This window comes from Pseudoalteromonas sp. NH0006-46 (assembly GCF_057547735.1).
Genome location: NZ_BAAJML010000010.1, coordinates 62,405 through 78,651, shown reverse-complemented (window position 1 = coordinate 78,651; position 16,247 = coordinate 62,405). Strand labels below are relative to the sequence as shown.

14 protein-coding genes are annotated in these 16,247 nt (G+C 40.9%); 9 read left to right on the top strand and 5 right to left on the bottom strand.

What is annotated here, in order from left to right:
* Positions 1 to 132 precede the first annotated feature (132 nt).
* Positions 133 to 336 carry a YheV family putative zinc ribbon protein gene (locus AC27I2_RS16725; protein WP_010557786.1) on the top strand — a complete coding sequence of 68 codons (204 nt, stop codon included), beginning with the start codon at positions 133 to 135 and terminating at the stop codon, positions 334 to 336.
* 30 nt (positions 337 to 366) lie between these two features.
* On the opposite strand, the gene AC27I2_RS16720 is transcribed toward AC27I2_RS16725, so the two are convergent.
* Both AC27I2_RS16720 and AC27I2_RS16715 read right to left on the bottom strand, forming a co-directional pair.
* Positions 367 to 582 carry a SlyX family protein gene (locus AC27I2_RS16720; protein WP_006793743.1) on the bottom strand — a complete coding sequence of 72 codons (216 nt, stop codon included), beginning with the start codon at positions 580 to 582 and terminating at the stop codon, positions 367 to 369.
* Positions 569 to 1,567, bottom strand: a complete 999-nt coding sequence (locus tag AC27I2_RS16715) for a WD40 repeat domain-containing protein (protein ID WP_487204929.1) — start codon at positions 1,565 to 1,567, stop codon at positions 569 to 571. Before AC27I2_RS16715 ends, AC27I2_RS16720 begins: the two co-directional genes overlap by 14 nt.
* A 215-nt stretch (positions 1,568 to 1,782) precedes the next feature.
* Between AC27I2_RS16715 and fkpA the strand changes: the two genes are divergently transcribed.
* Complete coding sequence (gene fkpA / locus AC27I2_RS16710; RefSeq protein ID WP_008126756.1) at positions 1,783 to 2,529, top strand: FKBP-type peptidyl-prolyl cis-trans isomerase; 747 nt, start codon at positions 1,783 to 1,785, stop codon at positions 2,527 to 2,529.
* Positions 2,530 to 2,600: 71 nt separating this feature from the next.
* Here fkpA and rsd read toward each other — a convergent pair whose 3' ends face one another.
* Positions 2,601 to 3,071, bottom strand: a complete 471-nt coding sequence (gene rsd, locus AC27I2_RS16705) for a sigma D regulator (protein WP_487204928.1) — start codon at positions 3,069 to 3,071, stop codon at positions 2,601 to 2,603.
* A 523-nt stretch (positions 3,072 to 3,594) separates the two neighbouring features.
* Between rsd and hemE the strand changes: the two genes are divergently transcribed.
* A complete protein-coding gene (hemE, locus tag AC27I2_RS16700; RefSeq protein WP_487204927.1) occupies positions 3,595 to 4,659 on the top strand; it encodes a uroporphyrinogen decarboxylase in 1,065 nt (354 codons plus the stop codon).
* Between the two features lie 74 nt (positions 4,660 to 4,733).
* Here hemE and sthA read toward each other — a convergent pair whose 3' ends face one another.
* On the bottom strand, positions 4,734 to 6,164 hold the full coding sequence (gene sthA, locus AC27I2_RS16695) for a Si-specific NAD(P)(+) transhydrogenase (RefSeq protein ID WP_010557785.1): 1,431 nt from the start codon (positions 6,162 to 6,164) through the stop codon (positions 4,734 to 4,736).
* Between the two features lie 13 nt (positions 6,165 to 6,177).
* Positions 6,178 to 7,311, bottom strand: a complete 1,134-nt coding sequence (locus AC27I2_RS16690; protein ID WP_487204957.1) for an acyl-CoA desaturase — start codon at positions 7,309 to 7,311, stop codon at positions 6,178 to 6,180.
* Between the two features lie 126 nt (positions 7,312 to 7,437).
* Between AC27I2_RS16690 and fabR the strand changes: the two genes are divergently transcribed.
* The 6 genes from fabR (at position 7,438) to AC27I2_RS16660 (ending at position 16,202) form a co-directional block, all read left to right on the top strand.
* Positions 7,438 to 8,055 carry an HTH-type transcriptional repressor FabR gene (fabR, locus tag AC27I2_RS16685; protein WP_006793750.1) on the top strand — a complete coding sequence of 206 codons (618 nt, stop codon included), beginning with the start codon at positions 7,438 to 7,440 and terminating at the stop codon, positions 8,053 to 8,055.
* A 131-nt stretch (positions 8,056 to 8,186) separates the two neighbouring features.
* Entirely contained in the window at positions 8,187 to 9,374 is a 1,188-nt protein-coding gene (locus AC27I2_RS16680) for a hypothetical protein (RefSeq protein ID WP_487204926.1), read from the top strand.
* 9 nt (positions 9,375 to 9,383) lie between these two features.
* Positions 9,384 to 10,040 (top strand): PGRP and LysM peptidoglycan-binding domain-containing protein, encoded by a 657-nt coding sequence (locus AC27I2_RS16675; RefSeq protein ID WP_487204925.1) that lies wholly within the window; start codon positions 9,384 to 9,386, stop codon positions 10,038 to 10,040.
* 1 nt (position 10,041) lies between these two features.
* Positions 10,042 to 10,404, top strand: coding sequence for a hypothetical protein (locus AC27I2_RS16670; RefSeq protein ID WP_487204924.1), 363 nt, complete (start codon positions 10,042 to 10,044; stop codon positions 10,402 to 10,404).
* Positions 10,405 to 10,498: 94 nt separating this feature from the next.
* Positions 10,499 to 11,569: a TolB-like translocation protein gene (locus AC27I2_RS16665; protein ID WP_487204923.1), complete on the top strand. Its 1,071-nt coding sequence runs from the start codon at positions 10,499 to 10,501 to the stop codon at positions 11,567 to 11,569.
* 1 nt (position 11,570) lies between these two features.
* On the top strand, positions 11,571 to 16,202 hold the full coding sequence (locus AC27I2_RS16660) for an OmpA family protein (protein WP_487204922.1): 4,632 nt from the start codon (positions 11,571 to 11,573) through the stop codon (positions 16,200 to 16,202).
* Positions 16,203 to 16,247 lie beyond the last annotated feature (45 nt).

The following is a 16,247-nucleotide window of genomic DNA, read 5'->3' as shown; positions in this document are numbered from 1 at the left end:
GAATGCGTTACTTTACTGTACCCTTGTTAAGTTGGCGCTATCATACCATAGAACTTAATGAGCTTATCAAGCGTATCAACAAGTGACGTTATACGATAAAATAGTAGTAGTTCAAACCACAGGAAAAATGTTGTGAGACAAAAGAAGCGATTTATTGCTGGCGCATCGTGCCCTGACTGCAAAGCCATGGATACTATGATGCTATACAGAGAACATGATGTTGAAAAAGTAGAGTGTGTTGAGTGTGGGCATAAAATGTCACAACCAGAAAACGCTGTTCAGGCGTCAACTCGCCAATTTGAGCAAGTAATTGGTGTGTTTAAACCGGGCGACTAACCCGGTTTTTATTGCCTAGGTACACACCTTTTAGTAATGTGGAGGCGGTGGCTCTGGCATATTTGACATCATAGAAGGCGAGGTTTGCGCTTCTTTAATTTTTTCTGCCAGCAGTTCTGTTTGGCGCTTCATTTTAGCTAGCATTTGCTGGTGTACTTTGATCTCATCGTTTAAGATTTCAATCGTTTCATCTTGAAAAGCCACTTTGGCTTCAAGTTCCATTACGCGGTGTTCAATTGTGTTCATTAGTGTCTCGTATAATAAATCGCTCTGCGATACCGCTGGAGCTTTCGGTTAACAACGACTTATCGTTATCTATAAATGCCACATCAAGCACAACGGCCGATTTTGGTTTACTGCCTTCTCGCGGCGTAACTTGCCACGTTTGAATTTTTTCACCGCTGGGTATTTGCCATAAATCAACTCGCTTATTAGGCGAACCCGTTGCCAGCAATGTGCCTTGCTCGTTAAAGCGCACGGCGGTAAAAATTTTCTGACGCGCAATATACGCCAGTTTACTCACAAGATCACCTGTAGTCAGCTTCCATACATGTGCTTGCTTCATACTATCGGCAGTAAATGCAAAACGACCTTGTGGATCAAGGGTTACTTGAGTAACACGTGTTGGGTGGCTAAAGCGGTGAATAACTTGCCCAGTATTGGTATCCCAAAAATAGGCAACGTAATCGTTAGAGCCGCTTAATGCAAAGCGTCCGTTAGGCGCTAAATCAACGGTGTTAACTTTATCTTGATGGCCTAAAAACTCAATGCGACGTCCGGTTTCAAGGTTTAAAAATACAACCACGCCATCGCTGCGACCATACAACACGCTGCGACCTTGGTTGCTAATGGCAATATCTCGAATCGTGGCTTTTTGTATTTTGTAATAGCCTTTGTTTTCGCCAGTGCTGATATCCCACACTGCGAACGTTGTTTTTTCTGCGGTAACCGCCACGCTGTTATCAAAGGCAATAGCAAGGCTGTAAACTAAGTTGTCTTGCGATTGCTGCTGAAACCATTGGTATTTTAAAACGTGCTGTTGATTATCCCACAGCGCGACCCCATGGTTGATAGAAGAGATTAAACTGTACTTTCCATCGTGAGAGAGAGCTGACGAAAATGCACCTTGTGCGGTGTGTTCAAAGCTTTCTACCGATTGATTTTTTTTATCGGTACAAGCAATGGCTAAAAAACAGCTAAAAACGATTAAAAAAGTACGAAATATCGACATCTTACAGGTATTTCCTCTTAACTCTTAGTGACTGAGAGGTTAGACTAGGTGCGTTAAATGCCTAGGTTGTTTGTCTAATCACTGAATATATATTTTTAGTTTAGCTAACAATACAGACTTTAGTTATTAAACAAACAGCCTACCATGTAGGGCGTTAATCTTTAACTAGTAATATTACAATAAATGACAACTGCAAAGTATGTCGGAGATTTAAAATGAAAAAGACGATTAGATTGTCATTGATTGCAGCGTCGGTTTTAGCGCTTACAGCTTGTAATCAAGAAGCAAAAAAAGAGCAAGCTGAAGTAACACTAGACACTGTAGAGCAACAACAAGCATATGGTATTGGTGCTTCTGTAGGTAACTTTTTAAATAAAGACCTAGCAGACAAATCTGAAATTGGCATTGAGCTTGACCAAGCACTACTAATTCGTGGTTTCGAAGATGCACTTGCTGGTAATGCAAAAATTGACGAAGAAAAAATTCGTGAAGTGTTAACGGCTTTAGATACCTCAGTACGCACTAAGCAAGAAGAAAAAGCGAAAGTTGAGTCTGAAAAAAGCAAAGCGGCAGGTGTTCAATACTTAGCTGATAACGCTAAAAAAGAAGGCGTAACGGTAACTGAGTCTGGCTTACAATACGAAGTATTAAGCGAAGGCGAAGGCGAAAAGCCAGCAGCAACAGACGTTGTTAAAGTACATTACAAAGGGACATTATTAGATGGCACTGAGTTTGATAGCTCATACGCACGTAATGAACCAACTACATTCCCACTTAATCGCGTAATTGCGGGTTGGACTGAAGGTTTACAACTTATGCCTGTAGGTTCTAAGTACAAGTTTACTATTCCTTCAGAGCTTGCTTACGGCGACCGTGATCTTGGTAAAATTCCAGCTAATTCAACACTTGTTTTTGAAGTTGAATTACTAGAAATTCAAAATGCAGAAGCACCAGCAGAATAAGCTAAGCTTAAAGCGTAAAAAGGGACCTTGAGGTCCCTTTTTTAATTCGTGTAACTTAATTTAAACGTGATTTAATCAGAATGATTAGAAAACAAGTTATCGATTAGTTCATCTTCAAGCTCAAAACGAAGCTCTAATGATTCACCAATAACTGAAAGATCGTTGTCAAACCCTTCTAACAAATCATCTTTATTTACTTCGGCGTACTTGTCATTAAAATCAAGTGCGACATCGGTGGTGCTAGAAATACGCGGATAAATCGAGTTTGCCAGCTTTTGGCTCTCTAACCCCTTTTTTTCACAGGCTTTAGCAATATCATCGTACACTTCAAAGTGGCCTGCAGACAGGTAGTCCATAAGCAGTTGGCAAAAAGATTGAATTTGTTCAGGCTCTGGTAGCGCGTGATCTTTTTTATCATAAGGCGCAAACCCTGCAATCTTACAATACAGTACAATAAGTTCTTGGCGTTCATTGAGCCAGTTATCGATTACTGTATGACTACCACCCCATTTCTGTTGAGCTTTTTCTACACGCGTCAGCATAACTGTTCTCCTAAGCTGGGTTGGTTGTTAGTTACATTCGTTTTTATGTACATCAAGATATATTTAATTTGCGTGTATATCAACAAGTAATGCAGATGTTCTAATTGCGAATAAGCTTTATTTGATAGGAGGGGCAAAATTTTATTGCAGGCAAGAAAAAACCACCGGTTAAGGTGGTCTAATTTCTTCAAGTGGCTTGTTATAACAAGCTTTCTTATTTTTATTAAATGATTTTTATTGTTATTATTTAAAACTTTTTATTTTTATTGTTTTAATAATTTATTATTGTTTTTGTTAACGCGGGAAAGACAATACCAAGGTTTTTGTTATGTTGCAAACATATTAACAAAAAGTTTTAAATGTTAGTGTTTTTTGCTTGTTTTATAATCAAAATGGATTAAAACCATCAATATTGTTGATCTACTTCTATGTAAAGGTGTTTTCGTCTTTAAGAAATAGAGAGGCGATGAATATGGTGATACAATCTTGCACAATTTCTATAAGCATTAGGATCATTTACGCCATGAGCGAATTAAAAAACGACCGTTATTTACGTGCACTTGCAAAACAACCCGTTGATGTAACGCCTGTATGGATGATGCGTCAAGCTGGACGTTATTTACCAGAGTACCGTGCTACACGTGCACAAGCGGGCGATTTTATGAGCCTGTGCCGTAATGCTGAGCTTGCCTGTGAGGTAACACTTCAGCCACTGCGTCGTTACCCATTAGACGCAGCCATTTTGTTCAGCGATATTTTAACGATTCCTGATGCAATGGGTTTGGGTTTGTACTTCGAAACAGGTGAAGGCCCTAAATTTGAACGTCCTATTTCATCGCTTGCCGATGTTAAAAAAATACCTAAGCTCGACCCAACCGATGAGCTTGGCTATGTAATGAACGCGGTAAGCACTATTCGCCGTGAACTTAAAGGCGAAGTACCGCTGATTGGTTTTTCGGGTTCACCATGGACACTCGCTACATACATGGTTGAAGGCGGCAGCAGCAAAGTATTTGGTAAAATTAAAAAAATGGCGTTTGCAGAGCCGCAAACACTGCATTTACTATTAGACAAGCTTGCTGATTCGGTTATTGATTACTTAAACGCACAAGTAAAAGCCGGTGCACAATCACTAATGGTATTTGACTCGTGGGGCGGTGTATTAAGTCCGCGCGATTACAACGAGTTTTCATTGCAATACATGCATAAAATTGTAGATGGCTTATTTCGTGAATACGACGGACGTAAAGTGCCGGTAACGCTATTTACTAAAAATGGTGGCCAATGGATTGAGGCAATAGCAGCAACAGGCTGTGATGCAGTAGGCCTAGATTGGACCATTAATATTGGTGACGCTAAACGTCGTGTAGGCGATAAAGTAGCGCTACAAGGTAATATGGACCCGTCAATGCTGCACGGTACGCCAGATCGTATACGCCAAGAAGTAGGCACTATTTTAGAGGACTTTGGTACAGGCAATGGCCATGTGTTTAATTTAGGTCACGGGATTACGCCAGACGTTGACCCAGAAAATGCCGGTGTATTTATTAATGCCGTGCACGAGCTAAGCGGTCAGTATCATAAATAATTAATGCGTTTTATGCATTAATACTAAAAAGCCCGCATAACAGCGGGCTTTTTGTTTATACGCTTTAAAGTCGCTTATTTAAACAAGCGATTTAAGCCATTTAATGCCGCAACCCGATAGGCTTCTGCCATGGTTGGGTAGTTAAATGTGGTATTTACAAAGTAATCGATATTATTGCCACCATTTTTTTGTTCCATAATGGCTTGGCCAATGTGAACAATTTCAGAGGCACGTTCGCCAAAGCAATGTACCCCAAGTACTTCTTTGGTTTCTGTGTGGAATAATATTTTTAAGCTGCCTACTTCAGTACCTGCAATCTGCGCGCGTGCAAGGTGTTTAAACTGAGCGCGGCCTACTTCGTAAGGTACTTTAGCCGCGGTTAGTTCTTGCTCTGTTTTACCCACTGAGCTCATTTCTGGAATGGTATAAATACCCGCCGGAATATCAATAATTAACTTATCATCACAGTTACCGCAGGCAATGGCATCAGCGGCAATACGGCCTTGGTCAAACGCAGCACTAGCTAGGCTTGGGTAGCCAATTACATCGCCCACAGCATAAACGTTTTCAACCTCAGTTTGGTAGGTTTCGTTTACTTTTATTTGCCCACGGCCGTCGGCTTTTAAGCCAATGGCTTCAAGGTTAAGTGTGTCAGTGTTACCTGTGCGGCCATTGGCAAATAAAATACAGTCAGCCTTTACACGCTTGCCCGATTTTAAATGCATAACAACGCAATCGTCGCGCGTTTCTACACGATCAAACTCTTCGTTATGACGAATAACAATGCCGCTATTCCAAAAGTGGTAGCTAAGTGCATCAGATATTTCAGCATCCATAAAGGCAAGTAAACGGTCGCGAGTATTCACTAAATCAACTTTAGCGCCTAAACCTTTAAAAATAGAAGCATACTCACAGCCAATAACCCCTGCGCCGTATATAAGTACGCGCTGAGGGTCATGCTCAAGGCCTAAAATAGTATCGCTCTCATAAATACGAGAATGACTAAAATCAACTTCAGGTGGGCGGTAAGGGCGAGAGCCCGTGGCAATAACAATGGTTTTTGCTGTAATACGCTCAGTTGAACCATCAAGGCGTTTTACTTCAACAGTGTGTTTATCAACAAAGCTCGCATCACCTTGAAACATATGAATGCGATTACGATCGTAAAAACTACTACGTAAATTAGACTGCTTAGAAATAACCGAACTTGCGTGACGTAAAATATCAGGAAACGTTAAACGACTAGGGCGCTCACCAATATTAAACAACGGGTTGGCTTTGTATTCAATGTAGCGGCTAACCGAATGACGTAATGCCTTAGAAGGGATTGTTCCCCAATGTACACAACCGCCGCCGACTGTTTCTTGGCGCTCTATAACCGCTACTTTTTTGTTATTTTTCGAAAGATTCATGGCGGTGCCTTCACCGCCAGGGCCCGTACCAATAATTATTGCGTCATATTGGAAACTTACGGGTGCTTTTTTCTGTTCTGGTTGTTTGGCCACAGCCACTCCTAAATTAATTAAAAGAGGCTTTTAATAACCTCGCATTAAGTGCTAGCCATGCCTGCTTTTGATTTTCCCAGGCGGCTTCCAGCTCGTGATATTGTGCCATTAAAGCTGAACGTTCACACTGCTTTGCCATATTATTTTTTTTAACTTCTAAAACTTGTTTTTGAAGTGAACAATATGTCTGCAGTTTTTTCAGCAATAAATCGTACTCTTGTTGTAATAATGTAAGCCTATCTTGCGCTAAAGGCAATTTTGCAACGCGTGTTTGCGTTTTACTCATAAGCGTATCGGCTTTAGCTTTTTCTATACGTTCAACCGGTGTGCGCTTTAATTTACTGGCTAAACCAATGGCAGCTAAAGAGCGGATCATCCATTTGGTGGGGTCATAATGAAACCACTTAATCCCATTACGATAATCACTTGCAAAAATATGATGAAAGTTATGGTAACCCTCGCCATAAGTAAATAACGCTAAAAAGCCATTATCGCGCGCAGTATTTTTTTCAGTGTATGGGCGCGAACCCCAAATATGGGCCACCGAGTTAATAAAAAAGGTAAAGTGTTGGCTTAATACTAAACGCAGTAAACCCGCTAAAATCAGCATACCCCACACCTCGCCCACCAATAAACCAAGTACCAATGGTAGGCCAACATTCATGGCAATAACCAGTTTTAGGTAGTGCTTGTGTTGCCACATAACGATTTTATTACGCTGTAAATCACGACAATTACTGTAATCACCGTAGCTATCGCCTTGGTAGTCACGTAACATCCAGCCAATGTGGCTGTACCAAAAGCCATTAGTTGCGGCGTAAGGGTCTTTTACTGGGTCGTCAACTTGGCCATGGTGTATACGGTGATCGCTACTCCAGTGCAACGCACTATTTTGCAGCGCAAATGCACCGCCAAGGGCAAATATAAATTCAACAGCAGGATGAGCATTATACGTTTTATGTGCCCATAAACGGTGGTAACCGGCTGTGATAGATAGACCCGCAAAAAACATGCAGGCTACAAAAGCAATCCAATGTGCGCTGGTAAATCCGTAGCTAATGCCATACCAAGGAACAAGTGTGATAGCCGCTAAAAAGGTAAGGCTAAAAAATAGGACGTTTGTCCAGATAATCGGTGGTTTATTCATCATTCTCAATCTCAGCGTACAACTGTAAGCTAAAATAGTATTTCAAACTCTCGCCGTCAAGTATTAGACTGGGGAATTGAGCTATTATCACTAAATATTAATATAAAATTATTCAGGGAGTTGTTGATGTCGGGTGTTAGAGCGCAACAGAAACAAAAAACACGACAAGCCTTAATTCAGGCGGCATTTAATCAGCTAAGTGCAGATCACAGCTTTTCGAATTTAAGTTTACGCGAAGTAGCCCGCGAAGCCGGCATTGCACCCACCTCGTTTTATCGCCATTTTAAAGACATGAACGAGCTAGGTTTAACCATGGTAGACGAAGCCGGTTTAACGCTGCGCCAGCTGATGCGCCAAGCCCGCAGACGCATAGCAAACGACGGTGGCAGTGTCATTAATACCTCGGTTGTTACGTTTATGGAATTTATAGACAGCTCAAGCAACCAATTTAGGTTATTACTGCGAGAGCGCTCTGGTACATCTAAGGCATTTAGAGCCGCAGTCGCACGCGAAATCAAACACTTTATTCTAGAGCTTGCCCACTACTTAGAAAGCGAAACCAAGTGCGACGCCATGCACGCCTACATTCAATCAGAAGCCATGGTAACACTGGTATTTAATGCCGGCGCAGAGGCGCTAGATATAGAAGGCCAACAACTTGACGAACTAGTTGAGCGTGTTATTTGGCAGCTGCGTTACATAACGCGTGGTGCAACCCATTATGTAAGAGAAAAAGCTGATTAATTTAAATTATTTACATAAAACATTGTAGATTTATTGTTCTAATTTCATTATATTACGCGTTGTAACAGCAGCGCGTTACCTAGACAGTAAAAAATAAATAACTCTCTTATAAAGAGAAAGCGAGGATGCAAATGCTCACCAAGGATCCGGTGAACTTAAATTACCCCCCATTGTTTGAACAACCACATGACGAGCTTGAAAACTCTCAGCCCGTGGTTACATTCTCTCATTTAAGCCGTGCTCAATTTTGCCAACTGCCAAAAGTACTACAGAGCAAATTACAAAGTAATTTATTTGGTGTGGTAGACAAGTACCAAGCTGCTTGCTTGCGCGACGATACCCGCAGCCAATACTGGGTAAAAAATAAAGAGTGGCAAAAAGTATCGTATTCGGCTTACAAGCTCGCCAGTACGCGTGTTGCCATTTATCCAAAACAAACGCAAGCACCCACAAAATACTCGGGCGCAATTAATAATGGCTCAATAGTATCATCGCAAGCAGCGCTACAAAGCAACAACTTTACTAGTAACGGGGTTATAGCCCCTAATACACCTGCATTTATAAATAGCCAAGCAGCGGCACAAAATACACCACAGTATATAAACCAGCAAAGCTATAAGGCTAAAACAACAAAAAAACCTCGCCCTGCGCAGCAGTATACCCCCGCTGTACGTATTTATAAGCCAGAGCTAAACAGCACAATGCTATTAAAAGCATCGCACACGGTTAGGCAAAATTTTACAACCCACGTACTTAGCGCCGCCGAAACCGTAGAGCAACTCGCACAGCAATATACCGGCTATAAAAATGCCAACTTAATTTACGATTACAACTTAGGTTATAGCGAACGCAAACCTGCTAAAGCGGGCACAAGTTTAACAGTCCCCAATGGTTGGAAACTCAATATAGAAGGCTCATGCAGTAACAGCCGCAGTGTCGTTATTCAGTGGCAAGGGCCAACAAGTGGGCAAATAACGCTACAACTAGAAAAAAAACGCCCCGACGAAGTCTCGTTTTGGCAGCACTACGCTGAAGTAAAACCGGGTGTTTACAATGTTACGGTAACGGCCAGTGGAGCAACCGACACCACCACATTTACTGTTGAACAACCCACTTTAGCCTACGAAATAGAACTACTCGACGAAGCTGGTGAGCCACAAGCCAACATGGGCTACAAAATACGCCTACGCAACGGCCACATTATTACCGGGCAGCTTGACCAAAACGGTTATGCCAACGTATCAGGCCCCGACTTTGAAAACGCTAAAGTCAGCTTTTTTGAACTCGACAGCGAAGATTGGTCTGTAGGCAAAGTTTAAGGATACACAATGACCCAACAACACACCGTAGCCCAAGGTGAAACGCTATTGCGCATAGCAAAGCAATACGGTTACCAAACATCTAAAGCGCTTTACAACCACCCAAGCAACGCAGAGTTTAAAGCTCTACGCCCCGATCCTAATTTAATTTACCCGGGCGATAAAATTACGATTCCGCCAAAAAAAGAAAAGTTTATACCGCTGCGCACCAACAGTATTAACAGCTTTGTTGTACAAAACGAAAAAGAGTATTTTCGATTGCAAGTATCGTACGACGACGGCGATGACGTAGCCGGTAAACGCGTAGTACTCAACATTGGTAGTCAAACAATAGATACCGTACTGCAAAGTGATGGGCTTATTGAGGTAGAGCTTAATAATAACGACGTACTTACCGGTACAGTCGATTTATACCTACATGAAGGCGAGACCACACCAACTAAAAGCTTTAACGTGCAAATAGGCAACTTAGACCCAATAGAAACCCTCTCGGGTGTGCAAGGTAGGTGCAATATGTTGGGGTTTAATTGCGGCAAAGTTGATGGTGTTATGGGTAAAAAAACCCGCATTGGTGTAAAGGAATTTCAGTACGAGCACGACCTCGACATAGACGGCATACCAGGCCCTAAAACCAAAGCAAAACTACAACAAGTATTTGGGAGTTAGTATGAGTGCCCCGCATAGTATGCCAATGGTAGTAAATAACATAAACCCGTTAACTATGGTTAAGCCTGCTTTTATATTTATGTATCAGGTTGATCCAAATACGCCAAAGTACGATAAAGAGCAGCTTATACTTATAAATAAACAACATAGTTGGCAACAAGTACAATCTATAGCCAGTGTAAGGCTCGATTCTACATGGGTAAAAATAAAATTTACTAATATTCCTCAAAGTGGCAACTTTGATTTAATGCAAGACCCAAATGATGGCCAGCCAGCTTATTATATTTTCGACAATGTCCCATTCAGTGAGCTTTACAAGCAAACACCAGAAACCGTTCTAATGGCAGAAATAGTAGAAGAGTAAGTACGAGTACTTTGACTCAATAACACAAGTTTTAATGAATGCACTTATTTATATTACCTCGTAAATAAGTGCATGTAGTAAAAGGATAGTTTTAATGACGTTTTTAAAAAATCACAGCGTGCTTTTCGTGCTCTCTCTTTGCGCCAGCTTATTGCTAAGCGGTTGCTCAGAGCCCTCATCGAAAAGTTCACCACAAGTAGAAGTTGATGTTGCTAAATACCCATGGGCTAAAGAGCACAAAAACCACCCCGAGTGGCCACTAGAAATACGCGAAGAGATGTACGGCGATGCAGATACATTTTCAACCCCGCGGTTAATGTTCTGGAATAAATATAAATACAGTGAGGTGCGCACACTGTGGTCATCACGGTTAGATGGTTCAGACAGGCGCCGTATTATTCCAGAAGAAATATTTACCCAACTGGAGCCTGCAGGATTACATCCACCAGCACGCTCACCAGATAACCGTTATATTGCAATTTCTGGTTATATGAATGACCGAGCCACGCGCCAGTTATACGATACTAAAGATAAAAAACTCATTACCATGTCAGGTGGTGGTGGTTACCCGTGGTTTAACTGGACCTCAGACAGTGAAAACGTCATTTTTTACTCAGATGGCAAAAACTTTAATTACCATGTACCAACAGGGGAGCTAACCCCACGGCCTCAAATTCACCACAGCGGCGCTGCTTTTTTACTGCCTGGTGATAAAGAGTTTTTAGCTATAAAGCACGATGGCTTTTGGATACATAAGTTTGATGGTGAAGTAGTCCGTAAAGTTAATTTTGGTTTTCCGAAAGCGTGGGAAATGAAAAACCACCGTATTTCACCAGACGGCAAGTATTTAGCGTTTATGACCCACGCTAGACCAAAAGCGCACTTTCACTGGGTGAATATTGCTAATCCTGAAATAGAAAATTCGGAAGAAGGAACTGGCGGCGGGATAATTTTCTCTCCAGAGGAAGATTATCAATTAGAGTATACAATAAAGCACTCGCAAGAACGTGATGAAAATGGGTTTTATCTTTCTGAGCGTGTCATCAGAACAAAAAACATACTAACAGGTGTGCAAACTGAAGAGTTAGTTAAAGAAAAAGGAATCTGGGGCATGAGAACTTTAGTCCCTGTAGCAATTACTAACTTAGCAGTACTAGGAAAATAAAATGCATGAAATGAGCAAAGGATCTGCAAGCCCATTGGTTTATTTACTAACTGGTTATGTTGAAAACAACAAACCGGTGGGTAAGTTAACCCCGGTATCAAATCGAATCGTGGTGGCTGATCAGCCTAAGTTAGCCACATATGATGCAAAAAAGCCTATTGTATTAAAAACAAATAGTGCTGGTATTTTATCGACAATAAATAGTGACTCATTAGAAGTACGTCAGCCGTTTCATGCCTACACGGCTAATAATAATCAACGGCCTATTATTATTCCGCCAATGGAGTCCATTGGCCTCATTGCCAATAATAACCCAAGTGGATGGGCTAAAGAGTTTGTTGATAACTTAAAAAATTACAGTAGCTCAAATACGCTGTTATTAGAGTTACAAACAGTCCCAGTTACCAATTTAAAACAGCCTACAGAAAATAGCGAAGACGATACTTACAATAAGTGGTACGCAAAAGAAATAACTCAAAAAAACGTACAAACTATTCAAGCGTATGTGTTGGCTAAAACACGGGCAATAATATTGAGTATTAGTCCAGACATTCCACTACTTACTTCTGATGAGGAGATTGTTTTGTCTCCACCTGTGGGTGAGGACATATTTGCAACTTTCGACCCTGAAACCAACTTAGCTGTCATATCAGGTACTGATAAGAAGTTAACTAAAGGTTTATATCGAATTAAAGTAAGACTTGAAGAAGAGCTACTTAAAGGGCAATTTAAGCGCTGGTGTACTAAATCTATTCAATTTGATGGCACATATTACTACTACGAACTTGCCGAAATGATCCACTTTGATATAAAAAATGAAGCCGGTGAATTTGATGTAATTAACTGCGACCCGCTCTCGGTTGAAGAGGCAATAATAAAGCAATTTCCTCGCTTTTATAGTCACTTGATTAGTTATGCCAAAGATTTAAAAACCGAGCATGCCACGTATGACCCTAAAAATATTAGTGTTAAAGATGAAAACGGTAAAGAAATTGGCCGCGCCAAAGTGAGCGATGAACCAATTAAAATAGCCAGCGGCTTTGAGAGTTTTTGCCATGGCTGGGCGGTGGCTAAAGGCCGTGCACAACTCGCTGCAGGGTTAATAAACACCGATATAACCGCCACTGCCAGTAATGGTAATTTTACCACTAATGGTAAGTTTGCTTTAGGGAGTAAAATTGCTAAAGCAATACATACTCATTTAAATAAAACAGAAGATACAACCATTCAAGCAACGCTAGATGCTGTGTTTGCTATGCAAGATGGCATAGATGCTTGGCAAAAACTGCGTGAATCGCGCGCAGCCTTTACAACCGATGGCTGGCGGCAGGCTATCTCAACAAACCTTTGGCGTTTACCCCCTGAAACACCAGAGGCAATGGAGAGATACAATAAAAGTTTAGGTAAAAAGCTTGGCATTCCTAAGGTAGCAATGGATGCAGCAGGTAATGCGCTCAATATAGCTGACTTAACCACAAATATTGCAGCACTTGGGCAAACTACGTTGCAGCAAATTGGTACAAATATCCCTAATTTAGCGCAAGCTAAACAGCACTATAAAACAGTTGCTAACGATTACTTTGAGCATTTAAGTGCTAAAGAAATTGTAAAAGATGTCGTAATTGAAGGAACGTTTTCGCTAAATAGCGAACAAGTAAGCGATGATTACCGCAATACTATTTTGCAGCAAAGCGAGGCCGTTATAAAAGCGCTTAAGCAAAATGAGAGTCTTAAAGTAACCGTAGCAGGCCACACCTGCGACATAGGTAATTACGATTATAATATGGCGTTATCTGAGCGACGAGCAGAGGCTGTTAAGCACATTTTAGTGACCCAAGCAGGCATTGATGAGGCGCGTATTGAAGTGCTAGGGCTGGGTTATGCTCAACCACTTATGAATAATAAAGATGAAGCCAGCCGAGCACAAAACCGCCGTGTACATATTGCTGCCTATGCCATTAGCCAAATAAATGTTTGCCCCTCGCGTGAAGGTATGGATAGTTTAGAGCGCTTTCGTAATTTAACGGTAGCTAACGATATAAAAGTAGATGAAACCGGCGACGCTATGGCATGGCAAATGATTAATATTGCTTTGGGTGTTATGGCATTTATTCCGGCAACAGCTCCCATTGCTGCGGCAGTAGCTGTAATTAAATCGCTTGATACTATCGCTACCTCAGCTGCAAATTTAATGGATGAAGTACTTCTCGATAACGCCTGTAAACAATATTATGCAGAAATTCAGCGAGATAAACGCCTAGGCCAAGAGTGTGCAGCTAACCAAGGTATGATGCATGAGCTATTAAGTGAATACAATAAAGACGGAAAAACGCAACAAAGCACACAATGGGCAGCTCAATTTAGGTTGCGATCAGAGGCCATATCGGGCCTTATGGGGTTACTACTTAGGGCTCAGCGTGAAGGTGATAAAAGCCAGTACTATTCAAACTTAGAGCGCTATAAAGTAAAACAATACATAGAAAACTTTTTATTAGGTGATAGCTGGGCACTGCCTAATTTACCTGGTGCATCAATTAGGATGGATACATTTTGGGTGTTTTTAATTGATAGCATTACCAGTCAAAAGCAAAGTACCGATGGTGATAAAAAAGCACTTTACGGCTTTAGTGACAACTACAGCTTGCTAGATAAAGCGGCACGTAAAGCTGTAGTAACAGATCCTGAAAACACGCTTTATTTGCAATCGCAATCTAACCCGTATGGTTTTTACATGATGACGGTGCCAACACTCGCGCGTGAGCATAATTATATTACGGCTGAATTTCAAAATTACTTCCCCATTCACACATTTGCGACGCAAGAAAAAGAAGGCAGTAAATACCTCGAAAGCTTTGCAAATACATTTGAACCGGTATTTTCTGAATATGGTGAAGCAAGTTATCACCATAGTGCTATATATTATCAAGACCAAGCCTCAAAAAAATGGTTGCCTATTGTATCGAATAAAACGAAGCGACTATCCCCCTTTACACCCATTCGTGTGTTGGTTGTGTTTAACGACACGATGACCGGTATTGCACCTATTACGTTTAAAGTAACGCGCTGTGATGGCGTAAATAACGAACTTGCTTATAAAGAGCTTGTAAGGCCGCTTGTAGAGTCTGAGCTATTAGTGAATGAAAAGCACTTTGCAGGAAAGTTTGGTTGTGTATTTACACCGTTTTTTCAGTTAGGGCCAAAAACGTATTTAGGTACTAAGCCTATGGTGCACGAAGAAGCCTTTTACCCATTTATGCACGACACCGCTTATGAGTATTACCAATGTAATAACTTTGTAGACATGCGTTATTACATTGGTGCACAAGTAGGTAGTAGCAGTAAAGTTGTATTGCCACTCATGGGGGAGTGTAAAAACAATAGCGATGAAATGATGTTTGATTCAGGTTACTTAAATCTACTCAATGGTTTAGGTATAAAAAATAAATATGTAGCTACTGATTATCATGTGGATTTAAACACAGATCGCGATGGTGGTAATGAAGAGTCATTACTAATAAAAGATTTTTTAACGAGTAAAAGTTCTAGTTTTGTTCGCCCTGAATTGTTTGCAGGAAATAAAAGCATTCGAATTTTGGTGCGCTTTGGTGGTGAAGGCAAACCTTACTTAATGACAAGCAAGATGGAAAGGCAAGGGTCAGCTATACGTTTATTTAATAGTGAATTTAGTGCAGCACAAAATTTAGGCTTTAAAGTGCGTCAGCATGGTGATGACATCATTTTTGATGAATTTGATTGGAGTACCCAGGTTGACCTAATGGTGATTGCGACCTGCACTGAGTTAGAGTCAGAAAACTACACAAAAAAACTAATTGGTTTAAATTGGCGCAGTGTGCCATGCGAATTAAAACTTCAGCAAACAATAGGCCTTAATGATGAGGGGCCCACTTACAAGTCAAAACTTTATTATTTAGGCAAAGCGACCCGTAATGCAAGTAAAGGCTATAACCAAGTATTAAATAGATGGGAAGATGATAACTATCAATTTAATGATTCAACCGGTGCTAAATTCAGGGAGTACCGAGAGATTGTAGATTTACTCAACAAAGCTGGCTCAAATAACGAAAAAGGAATGCAAGGTAGGGCACTTCTTAATTGGCAAGACGCTAAAGCATTTGCTGGTGAAGAGCAGGTTTTTGTTTTTGCCGCTAATTTTAGCTTAAATTATGAATCGCCAAAGCGAGTTGAAGTAAAAGGCTTAAGGCCTTTTGGAGACATATTTACAAGCCAATTTAGTGATATATTTACTGACAAAGAAGACAGGCAATACACTATGGAGTTAAGTGTTGCTAATTTTAACTCTGCCGGAAATTCGGGCTTTAACTTTAATGATATCGGTTCGATGACTGATAAAACAAGTAATCATGGTTTGCAGTTAAAATTACCGTTACCTAATCCAACAAGGGAAGATTTACCTTGGAGTAAAACGCTACCCGAGGCTGATTTAAAAGAGCTCGCCGCTAAGTTAAATGGTGAGCAGGCAACTCCATCACAAAAAAATACATATCAGCGACTGTCGCAAAAAGGGTTAACGGAAGAAGAGGTGAAGCAGTGGTTTGTTGAAGATGCCAAAAAGACTAAAGTTAGGCCTCTAAGTGCATTTAAGGGTGATTAAAATAAGTTGCTAATTGTATTTACAAAGCTGGTAGCTCGATATTGT

Bases quoted from the DNA above. Each gene is read 5' to 3' on its own strand.
- AC27I2_RS16720 (WP_006793743.1), bottom strand. From the start codon at position 582: ATGAACACAATTGAACACCGCGTAATGGAACTTGAAGCCAAAGTGGCT.
- AC27I2_RS16715 (WP_487204929.1), bottom strand. From the start codon at position 1,567: ATGTCGATATTTCGTACTTTTTTAATCGTTTTTAGCTGTTTTTTAGCC.
- fkpA (WP_008126756.1), top strand. From the start codon at position 1,783: ATGAAAAAGACGATTAGATTGTCATTGATTGCAGCGTCGGTTTTAGCG.
- rsd (WP_487204928.1), bottom strand. From the start codon at position 3,071: ATGCTGACGCGTGTAGAAAAAGCTCAACAGAAATGGGGTGGTAGTCAT.
- hemE (WP_487204927.1), top strand. From the start codon at position 3,595: ATGAGCGAATTAAAAAACGACCGTTATTTACGTGCACTTGCAAAACAA.
- AC27I2_RS16690 (WP_487204957.1), bottom strand. From the start codon at position 7,311: ATGAATAAACCACCGATTATCTGGACAAACGTCCTATTTTTTAGCCTT.
- fabR (WP_006793750.1), top strand. From the start codon at position 7,438: ATGTCGGGTGTTAGAGCGCAACAGAAACAAAAAACACGACAAGCCTTA.
- AC27I2_RS16680 (WP_487204926.1), top strand. From the start codon at position 8,187: ATGCTCACCAAGGATCCGGTGAACTTAAATTACCCCCCATTGTTTGAA.
- AC27I2_RS16675 (WP_487204925.1), top strand. From the start codon at position 9,384: ATGACCCAACAACACACCGTAGCCCAAGGTGAAACGCTATTGCGCATA.
- AC27I2_RS16670 (WP_487204924.1), top strand. From the start codon at position 10,042: ATGAGTGCCCCGCATAGTATGCCAATGGTAGTAAATAACATAAACCCG.
- AC27I2_RS16665 (WP_487204923.1), top strand. From the start codon at position 10,499: ATGACGTTTTTAAAAAATCACAGCGTGCTTTTCGTGCTCTCTCTTTGC.
- AC27I2_RS16660 (WP_487204922.1), top strand. From the start codon at position 11,571: ATGCATGAAATGAGCAAAGGATCTGCAAGCCCATTGGTTTATTTACTA.